This is a genomic window from Paenibacillus sp. FSL R10-2788 (genome assembly GCF_038003885.1).
Lineage (GTDB): Bacteria > Bacillota > Bacilli > Paenibacillales > Paenibacillaceae > Paenibacillus_AQ > Paenibacillus_AQ odorifer.
Map to the genome: position 1 here is coordinate 3,054,102 of NZ_JBBOQA010000001.1, position 15,633 is coordinate 3,069,734.

Sequence of the window (15,633 nt, forward strand, 5' to 3'; positions counted from 1 at the left end):
GTCTTGATCTTTAAGGTTTTTTCACACATGATGAAGATGATCTAAGATAACTTCTAGGAAAATTATAACATATGATTATAGACGATGGAGAGATAGAATGAAACAGCTTCCGATTATACAGGTGCTTCCTGACCTGAAAAACATACTTAACACTGCGCAGGCAGCAGTACTTATCGCTGAACCGGGTGCAGGCAAAACAACTGGAACGCCTCCGGCGTTTTTGGACGAACCCTGGATGGCGGGTAAAAGCATTTTAATGTTAGAGCCTAGAAGGCTTGCTGCTAGATCTGCCGCCACTTACATGGCATCCTGCCTTGGAGAAAGTGTTGGACAGACGGTAGGTTATCGGATGCGGAATGACACTAAAGTAGGCAAAAATACGCGGATTGTTGTAGTCACTGAAGGAGTATTAACGAGAATGCTGCAAAGCGATCCTTCTTTGGGTGATGTGGGTTTAGTTATTTTTGATGAGTTCCATGAGCGCAGTCTTCATGCGGATTTGGGACTTGCCCTTGCACTGGAAGCACAGGCTGTGTTGCGGGAGGATCTAAGGATTCTTATCATGTCAGCTACCTTGGACAGTGAGCGGGTGTCTGCTTTACTAGGGGATGCGCCTGTAGTAAATTGTCCGGGCAGAACCTATCCTGTAGAAACAATCTATGTGCCAACTACTGGGAATCTTCCACTGGAAAAAACTGCTGCAGCTGCTGTGAGACATGCGCTTGCTGAACAACCCGGAGATATTCTCGTCTTTTTACCGGGGGAAAGAGAAATACGCAGAACTCAAAGTGAGTTGGAAAATGGGAGCTTGCCAGTTCCGGCAATTATTCGCCCTTTATATGGTCAGCTGCCACAAAATATCCAAGATGCAGCCGTGGCTGCATCTGTTCAAGGTGAACGAAAAGTAGTGCTTGCGACTTCTATAGCTGAGACAAGTCTAACGATTGAAGGCGTGCGAACGGTGATTGATACAGGGCAACGCCGTACACAGGTATTCTCACCACGCACAGGAATGCCGAGTCTTACGACGGTCCCGGTATCAAAAGCCTCCGCGGATCAACGGCGGGGACGTGCCGGACGGACAGCCCCAGGCGTGTGCTACAGGCTGTGGAGTCAGGAGGAGCATAATCGACTTCCGGATGACAATGTGCCGGAGATTATGCAGACGGACCTTGCGCAGCTTGCTTTGGAGCTGGCGCTGTGGGGCGTGCGCGATCCTGCCGCGCTATCTTGGCTTGACGCGCCGCCCGCTGCGCCTTATGCGCAGGGCACCGCGTTGCTGCGCCAGCTCGGCGCGCTGGACGCCGGCGGCGCCATTACGCCGCACGGCCACAGCATGGCCGCGCTTGGCGCGCACCCGCGAGCCGCGCATATGCTGCTGCGCGCGGCAGAGCTTGGCGCAGCACCGCTCGCCTGCCGACTGGCGGCGCTGCTGCAAGAGCGGGACCTTTTCAAGGGTCCCGCGGCCCTAGATTGCGACCTCACGCTCCGCGTTGAGGCGCTGCTCCGGTTCGAGCGCTCCGCTGATAGCGGCGGAGCGGACCAGGCAGCTCTGCGCGCTGTGCAGCGCGAGAGCCGCCTTTTCCTGGCGCAGCTGCAAGCCGCGCCGGGCGAGAACGTGAACGACATCAGCCGCTGCGGGCTGCTTCTGTCGTTCGCCTATCCCGACCGGATCGGGCAGAAACGCGGCGATGGCGCGTTTCTGCTCTCCTCCGGTCGGGAGGCGGCCATGCGGGAAGGACAACCGCTGGCCCGGTCACCTTATATCGTAGCTGCTTCGATCGATGATCGCGCTACACAGGGCGCAATTATGCTGGCAGCTGAGATAGAAGAAGGACAACTGCTTACCTATCATGCAGACCGCATCACCGAGGAAGCGGATGTGTATTGGGATAAAGAAAGTGGGAGTGTGAAGAAACGTCGTCGCACAATGCTCGGCGCGTTGGTCTTAAAAGAAACTTCACATGAAAGACCCTCCGCGGAAGAAACGGCAAATGTACTGTTAAGTGTCATCGCTACTGATGGCATTGAAATACTACCGTGGGAGAAGGGAACCTTACAGCTTCGCGAACGTTTGATGTTTATGCATACCTTACGTTCAGATTGGCCGGATGTCTCAGATGTTGCTTTAATTGCTACGTTGGATGAATGGCTTTTGCCATATCTTCAGGGTATGAAGAACCTCCGCGACCTTCAGCGTGTACCGTTAGCACGGGCGCTTGAGGGGATGTTGGACTGGAATCAGCGGCAGATGCTGGAAAAGGAAGCACCTACACATATATCTGTTCCTAGTGGCTCGCGTGTGCCCGTAGATTATACTAATCCTGCTGCCCCGGTATTGGCAGTAAGATTGCAAGAGATGTTTGGACAGCTGGACACACCTCGAATTGGAGGGGGGAAGGTGCCGGTATTGCTGCATCTTTTGTCACCAGCTAGACGACCTGTGCAGGTAACCTCTGATCTAGCAAGTTTTTGGCGGGGGACCTATTTTGAGGTCAGAAAAGATTTGAAAGGACGGTACCCGAAGCACTATTGGCCAGATGACCCATTACAGGCCATTCCGACTAATCGTACACGTCCCGTAAAATAATTTATGGTACATATGCTCTTGAAATTTTCCCTTAGATGTTTGGTCTCCCGTTTAAAGGGTAATTACTAGCGAAGACAATTACTAAGGAGGGCTTCAAGTGACTAAAAAAATCGTAGGTATTTTCGACACAGAACAAGAAGCAACCAGAGCAATTGAAGGACTTCACAATCAAGGATTTAGTAATGATGAAATATCAGTAATCACACGTGATCGTGATGAGCTTAGAAACATCTCAGAGGATACAGGCACAAAAGCTCCAGAAGGAGTGGCGACAGGCGCTGCTACAGGTGGTGTAGTTGGCGGCGTTGCCGGATTATTAGCAGGGATCGGAGCATTGGCGATTCCGGGGATTGGACCGATCCTGGCGGCAGGGCCAATAGTTGCTACCCTTACAGGTGCAGCAGTTGGTGCAGGCGCAGGTGGATTAGTCGGCGGCTTGATCGGACTCGGTATTCCTGAGGATGAGGCTAAAGAGTACGAAGGTTATGTGGAAAGCGGCAAAATCCTTGTACTAGTCGATGATAATGGACGCGGCTATCAAGCGCATGATGTGTTCCGCGGCAACCGTTCGCTGAATACTCAGCGTTACGAAGGCGTCTATAACGAAGACACTAGACTAGGAAATTCGATGGCTAACAGAGCGGATCGGACGGCTGAAGTCTACAACCGCGATAAAATATAATCATTATAATAACCTGCTTTAAAAGCGGTAAAAGGTTACAAGGAGCGATTCTCCGATTAATGGAGAATCGCTCCTTTGCGTTTTTAGTCCATCGCGTCTCATGGAATCACCCATAACTCATCCACTTTTGAGGCATAGGGACCCAGAGGACGCTATTGGCTAATTTTTAGCCTTTGCAGCAGGATTTCGGACTCCATGGACGCTATTCTATAGAATGAGGCTCTTATTTGCTGTTTTTTTTGCCAATAGCTGCAATGGGGTCCGATAGGGCTCCAAATATTGAATAATATTGCGTTTAAGGTCCCCTGTGTCCTTTGCTAATACGTACCTGCATCGTTTCGGAGTGTCCCTATGCTGCTACGCCACGTGCTGTCTTTGTACTGCTACGTACACGCCCGATCACTGTGTCCTTTCCCACTACGTACCTGCATCGTTTCGGAGTGTCCTTATGCTGCTACGCACGTGCTGTCCTTGTATTGCTACGTAAGCGCACCCGGTCACGTGTCCTTATGCTACAGAGTATTCGCATCGGATTGCAACTCCGAACGTGCCCCATTTCGCAGTGTCCCTATACTGCTACGCACGTGCTGTCATTGTACTGCTATGTATGCGTACCCGATCACTGTGTCCTTATGCTGGAGGTGCATCGTTCCGCTGTGTCCTAATGCTGTTACGTACATGCAGGGTTCCCTAGAGTCCTTATGCTGCTACGCACGTGTTGTCTTTGTACTGCTATGTATGCGCACCCGATCACTGTGTCCTTTTGCTATACATACGTGCATCGTTCCACTGTGTCCTTATATTGCTACGTAAGCGCACCCGGACTCTGTGTCCTTATCCTACTGAGCATACGCCCCCGGTTTGCAGCTACGAAATCGCCCCGTTCCGCAGCGTCCTTATGGTTGCTAAGCATATGCCCCGTTCCGCAGTGTCCATATGTGCTGCTACGTGCACGATCTTAATCAAGGATACGAAGCATGCGGACGAAAGAATCAGCTGCTACGGATAACCTCATATCGCGATGGATTGCGAATCCTATATTCCGGGGTGGAGGCGGATCATCTAATTGCAGCTCGAAAAGTTCTCCTTTTTGAATCTCCTCAATTACAAAAGAACGGCTAATAAACGCTACCCCGTAACCAAGTCTTGCGAATTCAGAGAGTAAATCGATGCTGCCCAGCTCTATATCTGGTTTAACGGACAAACTCTTACCAGCAAACCAATGATCAACAAACAGTCTGGTGCTGCTTTCTGGGGATAATAAAATAAAAGGTAACTCTGCAAGTTCTTTTGCCGTAAGCGAACGGTTTGCCAGTTGCTGAAAGGCTCGTCCCACTACAAAACAATCTTCAAGGGTGGCAAGCGTCTGAATATTTAATTGTGGATCGTCAATAGGCATATGGACGAGCGCACAGTCTATTTCGCCTTCTTTCAAACGTTTGGTGATCTCATGCGTTTTTCCGTGTGATAGCCGAATTCGTATACCGGGATATTGTTTGTGGAATGCGTTCAATTGCGGAAGCAAAAGATTTTTAATAAGGGAATCACTCGCTCCAATCCGAACTTCTCCTTCGTTTAACTGCTTTAGATTGTGAAGATGCTTTTGTGCAGAATCCAGCATGACTAGTGAGGGCTCAACATATTCCAATAACGCCAGTCCTTCCTCAGTTAGCTCTACACCTTTAGATAAACGATGAAATAATTTGAGTCCTAAAGAATCCTCCATTTGTTTAATGGCATAACTTACGGATGGCTGTGTAATATGCAATTCATTTGCAGCCTTTGTTAGATTTTTGTAACGAGCCGTATATAAAAAAATGCGATACCATTCAAGATTAAAGAATTTGATATAGATCACCTCTATGACAGTCTATTGAAAATGTGATTTCATTAATTGCAACAATCTTATTATAATTTGGATAGATAAATAATAAAAGAGTCGGCAATGGAGGTTTGAATATTATGGCAGGTAACACATTTGGGGAAGTATTTAAAATTACTACCTTTGGAGAGTCACATGGTGCAGCGGTTGGGGTCATAGTGGATGGAGTTACACCTAATGTTGAAATTGATGAAGCATATATCCAGAAACAGATGGATAGAAGGAAACCAGGCCAGTCCTCAGTAACTTCACCGCGTAAGGAATATGATGTTGTGCAAATACAATCAGGAGTATTCGAAGGGAAAACAACCGGAACTCCACTCTTTGTGGTCCTGTACAACAAAGATATGAAACCGGAGGCCTATAACGATATTCAGCATTCATTTAGACCCGGCCATGCGGATTATACTTTTTTGCAGAAATACGGAATTCGCGATCATAGAGGCAGTGGGCGGGCATCAGGCAGGGAAACAGCGGCAAGAGTAGCTGGCGGAGCGATCGCTCGGAAACTGCTTGAAAGAAGAGGAGTTGAGGTACTGGCCTACACGCAAGAGGTCGGAGGGATTAAGTGCCAAACCTTTGATGAAGATGTCATTGAACAAAATGCAGTCCGCGCCTGTGATGCTAAGGCAGGAGCTGAAATGATTAAAAAAATTGAACACTTAGCTTCGATTGGAGACAGCTGTGGAGGTATCGTGGAGTGTCGGATTAGAGGGGTTATTCCGGGTCTTGGAGAACCCGTATTTGATAAATTGGATGCAGAGTTAGCTAAAGCGATGTTATCTATCGGTGCTGTAAAAGGAATAGAGTTTGGAGCTGGATTCGAAGCGGCCTCTATGCTTGGAAGTGAACATAATGACGCGATGAATAAGGATGGATTTCTTAGTAACCATTCCGGTGGGATTATAGGCGGAATTAGCACAGGAGAAGAAATTATTTTTCGAATAAGTGTAAAGCCTACATCATCGATTTCTGTTACTCAACAGACCATAAACACGAATGGTGAAGAAGTAGAGATTAAAACGGAGGGCAGACATGATCCATGTATCTGTCCGAGAATCGTGCCGGTTGTTGAAGCAATGGCTTGCTTGGTATTGGAAGATCTTTATAAAAGACAAGCTGCTATTTTTGGATAAAAACACTTTATGATAATGATTCAACTCAAAGATTGCACCTCTTAGCATGCTGTGAGGTGCAGTCTTTTTTGCATATGTGGTATCATATGGATAATCATTCAAATTATGCTTTAACTCTAGCTATGCCATAAGATACGGTACAGCAAAAAGGAGGGAATAGATGAAAATCTTTGTTGCAGGTGCTGCAGGTGTGATTGGACGGCTATTGCTTCCTAAGTTACTTCAAGCGGGGCATGAGGTTATCGGTCTGACCCATAAAGAAGAAAACAAAACAATCCTTGAGAGCATTGGGGCACAAGCGGTAATCGCGGATGTGTATGAGCGTGAGTCTATATTTGCGGCTATTCGCGCAGCTCAACCTGAAGTGGTGATTCATCAGCTGACTTCACTAAGTCAGCGGAATTTTGCAGATAATTCAAGGATAAGAATAGAAGGAACACGAAATATTGTCGATGCTTCATTGGCATCCGGGGTTGAACAGATCATTGCCCAAAGTATCTCTTGGGCATATGAAGCTGGTGAGGGACCTGCCACGGAGAATACTCCATTAGATACTAATGCTTCTGAATCACGGATGAGAACCATTGAGGGTATCCGCTCCCTTGAAAAAGCAGTCGCTGAGATTCCTAATCATGTGATTTTGCGGTACGGAATGTTGTACGGCCAAGGGACTTGGTATGATTCTGCAGGATTAATGACAGAAGAAATTCGGCATGGAAGACTGACAGCAACAGAAGCAGTTACGTCATTCCTTCATGTGGAGGATGCAGCTAACGCGGCGGCGCTTGCTCTGAACTGGCCTTCTGGTCCAGTCAATATTGTGGATAATGAACCTGCGCGAGGAATAGATTGGATGCCTGTTTTTTCAGAACTCTTGGGAGCTCCTGGACCTGCTTCGCAAATGGGCAGAGAAGGCTGGGAACGGGGGGCGTCCAATACAAAAGCTCGAATGGATTACGGATGGAGCCCATCTTACCCGTCATGGAGGTCAGGTTTTGCTCAGAGTTTGAAGGGTTAGAGAGATGAATCCTTACATGTAGAAGGAGAGATGACATGAGTAAATTAAAGAATTTTTCTTTAGTAGTCGTGAATTTAATTGCTGATCTATGGTTTGGAATTGTTCGAAAACCAGAGTTTTATGATAAGCACGCCGTTACTAGAACAAAGAAAGGGTATGTCCTGTTTGTAACTATGGCAGGCATTCTCGCAGTGGGTTCTGCTTTTTGGTTATGCTCGAGAATATATTAGAAAAAAGACTGCCAATTGGCGGTCTTTTTTTTGGATATTGGACGTCAGAAAGCTACAATGTAATGTTAGTACTTAATAGATGGTTAAAAATTGAATTTTTTTAAAAAGAGGAAGGTTCCAATGAATTCTCCTACACCGAACCAACGTGCGCTCACTTATTCTCAACAATCTATAATTGCCTCACGAGTCACCATTCCAAAGCAAGCTCCTTATTATGTTCAGCGCATAAGATTAATGTCCAAACTCATGGATGAAAACCGTGCTAAAGTAACGCTTATTGCCGCCTCAGCTGGATTTGGAAAAACGACACTTGCGGCTGAATGGGCTCGCACTCATTCCGATGAGGTTGCATGGTTGTCACTGGAACTTGCAGATAACCATCTTGTACGGTTCTGGTTAAGTTTGCATACCGCAATTGAGAGAATCTTTCAGCCCTATGCTAATCGTTGAGGTTAAAAACCGGGTACAAGCCGTTTCTATGATAAAAGAAAAGCATTTGCTTTAAATCGGCAAAAGATTAATATAACAGTTTATTACCAAACATTTACTTTAAGAAGTGATACTATGGAATACAGAAGGTGATAGGACTAGCGAGGAGGAAATGTAAATGCAATTAATGGCATGGTCTGAATACGAGATTTCATATGACTTAAATAATGATTATTCTATTCGTATGGCAGACTCGGAAGAATGGGGACTGTACTGTTCCATTTATTATAATATGCAATATAATGGTTTTTTTAAAGAAGAAGGGTTCAATTCTGCCCAAAGAAACGCTTTTTGGATCTATAGAGGGGAGTCAAAAATAGGTGGAGTAAGGATGTCGCCTAATCGGATATATCATTTATTTGTTATTCCACCTTTTAACGATACATTTGTGGTGCTGAAGCTATTAAAAAAGCTTTTGATTTATTGGTCAGATAGCACAAAACCTATAAAAACCTTCGAGGTTCTGCCAGACCAGGTTCAATTATTTGCGCGGGCAGGGTTTTGGCCTGATGAGTTCAGATGCCGTTGGATGCACCGTCCTACAGATCATTTTGAGGTCGAATGGAACGAAGAGTTAAGGATTGAAAGTCCTCAGATCGAAGATAATGGTATGGGCGCTAAACGATTTATTCTTGAAGAGCAGATCGCCGAATGTAACTATGCGAGCTTTGATGGAAGTCTTGAGGCAACAAGAAGAAAGAAATTCTCTTATGAAGATTTTATCCCAAGTGAAGAACCTAATTATACAAATGAAGTATTACTTACAGCGTCCACGCTTGTGTATGATAAGAAATCGGGACAGCTAATTGCGAATTGTCTCTTGGGTTTACAAGATGATTACGCAGCAGTTTACAGTATTGGTGTAATACCTGCTTACAGAGGAAAAGGGATTGCTACACGGATGTTGAAAAGAGGACTTAATCTCCTGAAAGATAAGTATCCGATCCTAAGGTTATATGTCATGGAAGGTAATGACGCGGAGTCTGTTTATTTAAATCTAGGATTTGTCCCTGGAGTACAAGAGATACAGAGTATGTATATTCCTATGCACGATTAAGAAAGGCTGCCATGTGGCAGCCTTTCTTTTCGTTAACTAGGCATGAGAGGTAATAGGAAACATGAAATGTTGAGGGAGTTCTTTTAATAGCGGACGTATAAATAAGGTATCTTCACTTTGGAAAATTAATTCTGCCTTAACTTGATCGATTGGATAATCTGGTGTGAAATAAAAATGTATAACCTCAGTTTCCGGAGAAATAATGCTTTTCAATACTGTGTTGATATCAAAACTTGTTGTACTGATAATATCAAAAATATGAAGCTGATGATCCTCATGTTTAAAGATCACAATAACGTCAGCCTCTTCAATATAATAAAAGGAATCATGAAAAGGAAGAATAAAATAAAACAGCAGCTGATGTTCATTATTTATCACACTTAGCGCGGAGGATACCGGTGTTCTTTTGACTGCAAAATTTTTGATCATGCTAAAATCAACGGGGTTACCTATAGATAAAGGCCGCACAGAGTAGGTTGTAGTTGGCTGATTGCTAAGATGAGCAACGTTAAGTGAAAAGCTGCTTTCTTGCATGCGTTCAAACCCGAATTTAGGATAAAAATCCAAAGCGCGCTCATTAGCAAATAAGTAGAGGAAGTCGTATTCATGTTCGTACTTAGCGATAATGTGGTCTATTAATTTTCTGGATAAACCTTGCATACGATAATCAGGATGTGTCATCACCGTCCCAATTTGGATGGCGTTGTATTCTTTTTTGTTGATGAGAATAGTCATTTTATTAATAGATGCATTCGCAATGACGTGATCTTCATCGATAAAGGAATAACAAATATATTTGTCATTCCAGCCCCCTTGTTCATACCAAGGTTTAAAATCAATACCAAAGATTGATTGGGCTAAAGAATTGAAGCTAAGCTTATATTTATCGATGTGTTTATAATCGCTAATCAATTGATATTCATTCATAGTATATACCTCTATTTCAGATGATTTCGGGAATCGCGTTTTATGAATATATAATACTATGCTTTTAAACCGTAAAGTTGATTTTAAAAATACTATACCAATATAATCCTGTAGATGTGTTATCATAATCTCTAAATTATTAAACTCGGAGGTACAAGATGAGAGAGGTAGATTACAGTCATTATTTTTGGCAGGATGAGAAAATAAGACTAAGATCCGTTCAGGAAGAGGATTGGGAAGGTCATTACATCAACCGTTTCGATACACCAGCGCGGCGACTTTTAGAGTGTACTGTTGAACTACCACCTACCATAGCTGAATCCCGAAAATTTGTAGATACATTTGCAGAATTCTCATCACAGCGGCTGATGTTTACGATCGAGAATCTAAATGGCGAATATGTGGGTGGAGTAAATCTTAATAGCATAGACGAGAAAAATGGTACGTTCAGTATAGGCGTGCAAGTGGATAGAGATCATCGAGGTAAGGGGTATGGGACAAGAGCTATCAACATCCTGTTGAAGTATGCTTTTTTGGAGCTAAGACTCAACAAGTTTAACGAATGTGCGCTCGAAGGTAACGAACCCTCAGCAGCTATGCTCAGAAAAGTGGGCTGTGTCCAAGAAGGCGTGCGCCGGAAAGTAATTTATACAAATGGACAGTATTTAGACTTACTGTTGTTTGGATTGACGAAGGATGAATTTATGGAGAAAAACGCTATGAAATAGTGATTAGGAGAGGCTACTTGGAATGCGATTCTTCAATAACTGGAGGATCGCTTTTTTGCGTTTCGTTTTGTGGATCGATGTTCTATTGAAGCTTGCGGACTCAGAAGACGCTATTTGCAAATATTAAGCTTTTACAGAGTAGTATCGGACTCCAGTGCAGCTATTCCTCTAGTTTAGCTGTATATATGTTACTTTTTATGCCAATAGTGCCCATGGGGTCCGATAACACACCAAAAGTGGGGAAAAGCAGCGAATAGAGTCAATGGGGTCCGATAGTAGCTCGAACGAGCAACTGATCAAACCAACAAAGAATGGGAGGGGGGGCGTGCTGAAGCATGTGGATTCAGATAGAGTTTGGTTCTCGCTGAAGCTTGCGGACTCAGAAGACGCTATTTGCAAATATTAAGCTTTTTCAGAGTAGTATCGGACACCAGTGCAGCTATTCCCCAAGAATAGCTGTATTAATGTTACTTTTTATGCCAATAGCGCCCATGGGGTCCGATAGCACAGCAAAAGTGGGGAAAAGCAGCAAATAGGGTCAACTGGGTCCGAAAGTAGCTCCAACAAGCAAAAACAGTAGCTCGAACGAGCAAAACTGATCAAACCAAACAAAGAATGGGAGGGGGGGCGTGCTGAAGTATGCGGACCTACTTCTTCGAGGAATCATTCAACGCAATCAACGATGTACAGCCATTTATTCCATACTTTCATCATATGAAAAATTCACAATAGAAGACCAGAAAAAACTACACTCTCCCTGCTCACATCCACATAAATCATCCTACATACCACCAAATCTCTATAAACAACGGAATAAGTGAACCCTCTATCAAATTTCAGGTTGTGAAAGTTGGAAAATAGTGCTTATACTAGAGTAATAGAAGGAAAGATTAGCCAACAACATTTACAACATGAGGAGGGTTTATATGGCGTTTATGATTGCTCAACGAGCGTTTATCAAGGTGTATCTTATAACAATGGTAGAACAACACCGCGGTTACGGATATCAAATGCTGGAGGATTTACGTCGGGATTTCAAAGCCCATGGTTATTCCCCTCCACAGAGTGAAATCTATCGCGCCCTGCATGAGCTGGTGCAGCAAGGGATTTTATATCGTACCAAGCAGCTGAAAGGCAATGACCCTAAAGTGGATTTTCAAGAAATCGTACTTTACCATTTCACTTCAGATGGAGAAGAGAAAGCAAAGTTATATAAAAAGCAGGTAAAGACAGATCTTGACCGCTGCTTAGGCATTTTGAATAAAGCTGTTGTGGACAACTATTAGAACTGCAACTATAGTAATATTTTCAGGATGCTCTCACCCTGTTATAATGGTTACTGCCGGATGATTGCAGTATATACTTGGAGGTAGCAAAAGATGGATGAACATATGAAACGTCGGTTAGACAAACAGCGGAAGCTGTTCAGTCAACTCGGCATCACATTAGACGCTCTAACCATACATGAAAAAGAATTCAGCATGAAGCTGCGTGGCTACGATGCGGAGGAAGTAGATACATTTCTGGACAGCGTAATCAAGGATTACGAACGTTTCTATGCGACGATCGCTGATCTGATGGATAAATGGCAAGAGCAGCAGCTGGAAATGCGGGAATTAAAGGCAGAAACCAAAACAGAGGTAATCCAGGTACCTGTTTCCCGAGGCATTGATCCAAAAGAATTGGAAGAGGTTATTCTGAGGCTTGAGACTAACGTCCGCCAGCTTAAAGATAAGCTTCCTCGCGTGGAAGAGTTTTTATAAGGAGTTGTTTGGTGTAAAGGGAGTTCCGCTTGACATTTCTAAATTTACCATTGACGAGTTAGCAGTTCATGAATTATGATATGTTCATAAATGATCATTTATATTTTAGTGGCGTGTTACCGTTAAGGGCATGAGCCAAGAATTGTCTTTATTTCCATTAGACAATTCTTGGCTTTTTTTGTTCCAATTTGACGATAATTAGGGAGAGGAGTGATGAGCTTGTCGCGAGAGATCGAGCAATTTCAAGTACAGCGTGTAATAGGGAATAACGTTGTAATGGTTCAGGGAAGCAAAAACGGGAAGGAATATGTCATCATTGGCAAAGGTATTGGATTTGCAGTGAAGGGTTCTGGTGTGATCGAAGGAAATGATGCTCGGATTGAGAAATTGTTTCGTCTAGAAGATCGCGAAGCCTGGAGCCAATATCAAGTTTTGCTGGAAGATATAGATCCTAAGGTAATGAAAATAACTGATGAGATAATTGCAGATATCCAAAGTCAATTTCCTGACAAGTTAAACGACAAGATTTATCTGGCACTCCCGAGCCACATACAGTTCACCATCTACCGTCTGCGCAACGGGATGGATATTATTAATCCGTTTTTGCAAGAAACCAAAATGTCATTTCCGAAGGAATTTGAGATCGCTTACAAGGCATCGGAGAAAATCAATGCTGAATTTCAAGTGCAAATCCCCGAAGATGAGATTGGATTTCTTACTTATCATGTGTATTCAGCAGTCAATAATGTATCGGTTGGTCAGTTAGTCAAGGCCTCTAATATTGTCAATGAGCTTCTAGACATGATTCAGCAAGAACGAAAGATAACTTTTGAGCATGGCAGTATGAATCATATCCGATTAATGATCCACTTGCGTTTTTCGCTGGAACGTATTTTAAAAGGATCACTAATAGATAATCCCTTTGTGAAACATATTAAGAAAGAATACAAAGAGGAATACAAGCTGGCTCAAAAGCTCGGTAAAGTAATGCAAAGGTCGCTTGAAGTCGAAATCCCGGAAGAAGAACTATGTTTTCTAGCCATGCATTTGCACCGGTTATTTCAGACCTTAGTGAAATCAAATTAACATCTTAAGAGGAGTGGAGCATATGTTTTCCAAATGGAAATCAAAAAAAGAAGAGAAACATACTGAACATACCATCGAAATCATGGCACCAATCAGCGGGGAGTCAGTTCCACTAGCACAGGTTCCGGATGAAACCTTTGCTGGCGGTCATATGGGTAACGGAATTGCAATAAAACCATCTGAGGGAATTTTGAAAGCGCCTTTTGACGGTAAGGTTGCTCATATCGTGAAATCGAGTCATGCAGTCATTCTGGAACATTCCTCCGGTATGCAATTGCTATTACATATCGGAATCGATACTGTCAGCCTCAAGGGCAACGGTTTTGTCAGTCATATAACCTCTGGAGATCAAGTAAAAGCAGGTCAAACCCTAATCGAATTTGATCTGGACGTAATTCGCGCGGCAGGTTGTGACACAATTTCGCCTGTAATCGTGACCAGTACAGAGGAGAATCCACCTCAAGTAAGCGGACATTTTGGTCAGGTTACAGCAGGACAGGATCTGATTCTTACCGTGGCTTCAAAGTAAATGGTTTATAGAGCACTACTACTATTGAACCGAAAGGATGATTTTTAATGTTGGCTTTTCTACAAAAACTAGGTAAGTCGTTAATGCTTCCTGTTGCAACCATGCCGGCGGCAGCTATTCTTCAAGGGTTTGGTTTGCTTAACTACGAAAAAGATATTCCGCTAGGAGCGACCATTGGTGGATTTCTGAATCAATACTTTGCTCCATTTCTAAACGCCGGAGCGAATGCGATCTTCGGTAACCTAGCCTTAATCTTCGCGGTAGGGGTTGCCATTGGATTTGCCGGTGACGCCGTAGCAGCTTTGTCAGCAGTAATTTCTTACATGGTACTGACTAAGATTCTGCTTATCGTACCGCTTCAATTCTCTTTCATCAATGATGATGTTGTATTGAACATGGGTGTGCTTGGTGGTATTTTTGCCGGTGCTTGGGCAGCGTTCTTATACAAGAGATATCACAATATAAAAATGCCTGATTGGCTCGGATTTTTTGCAGGTAAACGTTTTGTCCCAATCATTACGGCAGCTTCTATGATGGTTCTTGCTGTATTTGTGGGTATGATCTGGAGTCCGATACAAGATGTTATTAGTGACTTCGGGAACTGGGTTGTGTCACTGGGGGCTGTTGGAGCATTCATCTTCGGTACAGCTAACCGCTTGCTGATTCCGTTCGGTCTTCACCACGTGCTTAATACGATTGCTTGGTTCCAAATTGGTGATTTTACGAATGCAGCTGGTGAACTGGTGCATGGTGACTTGTACCGCTTCTTCGCTGGAGATAAAACTGCTGGGATGTTTATGACTGGATTCTTCCCAATTATGATGTTTGCGCTTCCAGGTGCAGCACTTGCATTTATTCATACAGCTAAACCGGAAAAACGTAAAATGGTTGCTTCCATCTTCATCGGTTCTGCCATTGCTTCTTTCTTAACAGGGATCACTGAACCACTTGAGTTCTCCTTTATGTTCGTAGCACCACTCTTGTACGGAGTTCATGCTTTATTAACAGGATTCTCCATGGCCTTGATGTACATTTTAGATGTTAAGCTTGGTTTTGGTTTCTCCGCAGGTTTGATCGATTATCTTGTAAACCTGAAACTGTCTACTAATGCATGGATACTTATTCCTGTGGGTCTTGGATTCTTCGTCTTGTATTATGTACTATTCCGCTTTATTATCTCATTGTTCAAGCTAAAAACACCTGGACGTGAAGATGATGATGAAGAAAGTCTGTTAGCACCACCTGGAGGTAATGGAACGCCTTCATCGTCTTCTAAAGCTGCTCAAATTCTTGAGAACATCGGCGGTCCATCGAACATCCGCAATATCGATGCATGTATCACACGCCTTCGTCTGATTGTTAATGACGAAAAAGCCGTTAAAGATTCCGCATTGAAACAGCTCGGAGCTTCCGGTGTCATGAGACTGGGTCAAGGAGCTGTGCAGATCGTATTTGGTCCAAAATCAGAGCAAATTAAAGATGATATTCAAAAGCTGTTATAACTAAATTGATCATG

The 15,633-nt window shown here is 43.8% G+C and carries 15 protein-coding genes; 13 read left to right on the forward strand and 2 right to left on the reverse strand.

Going from position 1 to position 15,633, the window contains the following annotated elements:
* Positions 1 to 97: 97 nt before the first annotated feature.
* Positions 98 to 2,590: an ATP-dependent helicase HrpB gene (hrpB, locus tag NSQ50_RS13505; RefSeq protein ID WP_076224168.1), complete on the forward strand. Its 2,493-nt coding sequence runs from the start codon at positions 98 to 100 to the stop codon at positions 2,588 to 2,590.
* A gap of 97 nt (positions 2,591 to 2,687) precedes the next feature.
* Positions 2,688 to 3,272 (forward strand): general stress protein, encoded by a 585-nt coding sequence (locus NSQ50_RS13510; protein ID WP_051491471.1) that lies wholly within the window; start codon positions 2,688 to 2,690, stop codon positions 3,270 to 3,272.
* Between the two features lie 958 nt (positions 3,273 to 4,230).
* On the opposite strand, the gene NSQ50_RS13515 is transcribed toward NSQ50_RS13510, so the two are convergent.
* A complete protein-coding gene (locus tag NSQ50_RS13515; protein WP_249267711.1) occupies positions 4,231 to 5,130 on the reverse strand; it encodes a LysR family transcriptional regulator in 900 nt (299 codons plus the stop codon).
* Between the two features lie 104 nt (positions 5,131 to 5,234).
* On the opposite strand from NSQ50_RS13515, the gene aroC reads away from it, so the two are divergent.
* From aroC to NSQ50_RS13540, 5 genes are all read left to right on the forward strand, one after another.
* Positions 5,235 to 6,290: a chorismate synthase gene (aroC, locus tag NSQ50_RS13520; RefSeq protein WP_036686655.1), complete on the forward strand. Its 1,056-nt coding sequence runs from the start codon at positions 5,235 to 5,237 to the stop codon at positions 6,288 to 6,290.
* Positions 6,291 to 6,450: 160 nt separating this feature from the next.
* Positions 6,451 to 7,308 (forward strand): NAD-dependent epimerase/dehydratase family protein, encoded by an 858-nt coding sequence (locus NSQ50_RS13525; protein WP_038570616.1) that lies wholly within the window; start codon positions 6,451 to 6,453, stop codon positions 7,306 to 7,308.
* 35 nt (positions 7,309 to 7,343) lie between these two features.
* Positions 7,344 to 7,538, forward strand: coding sequence for a hypothetical protein (locus tag NSQ50_RS13530; protein WP_036686658.1), 195 nt, complete (start codon positions 7,344 to 7,346; stop codon positions 7,536 to 7,538).
* Positions 7,539 to 7,658: 120 nt separating this feature from the next.
* Complete coding sequence (locus NSQ50_RS13535) at positions 7,659 to 7,988, forward strand: hypothetical protein (protein WP_036686659.1); 330 nt, start codon at positions 7,659 to 7,661, stop codon at positions 7,986 to 7,988.
* A 157-nt stretch (positions 7,989 to 8,145) separates the two neighbouring features.
* Positions 8,146 to 9,084, forward strand: a complete 939-nt coding sequence (locus tag NSQ50_RS13540) for a GNAT family N-acetyltransferase (protein WP_038570621.1) — start codon at positions 8,146 to 8,148, stop codon at positions 9,082 to 9,084.
* Between the two features lie 36 nt (positions 9,085 to 9,120).
* Here NSQ50_RS13540 and NSQ50_RS13545 read toward each other — a convergent pair whose 3' ends face one another.
* Positions 9,121 to 10,011 carry a GNAT family N-acetyltransferase gene (locus NSQ50_RS13545; protein ID WP_076224171.1) on the reverse strand — a complete coding sequence of 297 codons (891 nt, stop codon included), beginning with the start codon at positions 10,009 to 10,011 and terminating at the stop codon, positions 9,121 to 9,123.
* A 158-nt stretch (positions 10,012 to 10,169) separates the two neighbouring features.
* Between NSQ50_RS13545 and NSQ50_RS13550 the strand changes: the two genes are divergently transcribed.
* The 6 genes from NSQ50_RS13550 to nagE all read left to right on the forward strand — a co-directional run bounded on the left by NSQ50_RS13550 (position 10,170) and on the right by nagE (position 15,619).
* Complete coding sequence (locus NSQ50_RS13550) at positions 10,170 to 10,739, forward strand: GNAT family N-acetyltransferase (RefSeq protein WP_076141468.1); 570 nt, start codon at positions 10,170 to 10,172, stop codon at positions 10,737 to 10,739.
* A 926-nt stretch (positions 10,740 to 11,665) separates the two neighbouring features.
* Positions 11,666 to 12,025 (forward strand): helix-turn-helix transcriptional regulator, encoded by a 360-nt coding sequence (locus NSQ50_RS13555; protein WP_036686667.1) that lies wholly within the window; start codon positions 11,666 to 11,668, stop codon positions 12,023 to 12,025.
* Positions 12,026 to 12,118: 93 nt separating this feature from the next.
* Positions 12,119 to 12,502, forward strand: a complete 384-nt coding sequence (locus tag NSQ50_RS13560) for a DivIVA domain-containing protein (protein WP_036686669.1) — start codon at positions 12,119 to 12,121, stop codon at positions 12,500 to 12,502.
* 213 nt (positions 12,503 to 12,715) lie between these two features.
* Positions 12,716 to 13,588, forward strand: coding sequence for a PRD domain-containing protein (locus NSQ50_RS13565; RefSeq protein WP_036686671.1), 873 nt, complete (start codon positions 12,716 to 12,718; stop codon positions 13,586 to 13,588).
* Between the two features lie 22 nt (positions 13,589 to 13,610).
* Positions 13,611 to 14,117 carry a PTS sugar transporter subunit IIA gene (locus NSQ50_RS13570; RefSeq protein WP_076224174.1) on the forward strand — a complete coding sequence of 169 codons (507 nt, stop codon included), beginning with the start codon at positions 13,611 to 13,613 and terminating at the stop codon, positions 14,115 to 14,117.
* A gap of 47 nt (positions 14,118 to 14,164) precedes the next feature.
* Complete coding sequence (gene nagE / locus NSQ50_RS13575) at positions 14,165 to 15,619, forward strand: N-acetylglucosamine-specific PTS transporter subunit IIBC (protein ID WP_036686675.1); 1,455 nt, start codon at positions 14,165 to 14,167, stop codon at positions 15,617 to 15,619.
* Positions 15,620 to 15,633: the final 14 nt, after the last annotated feature.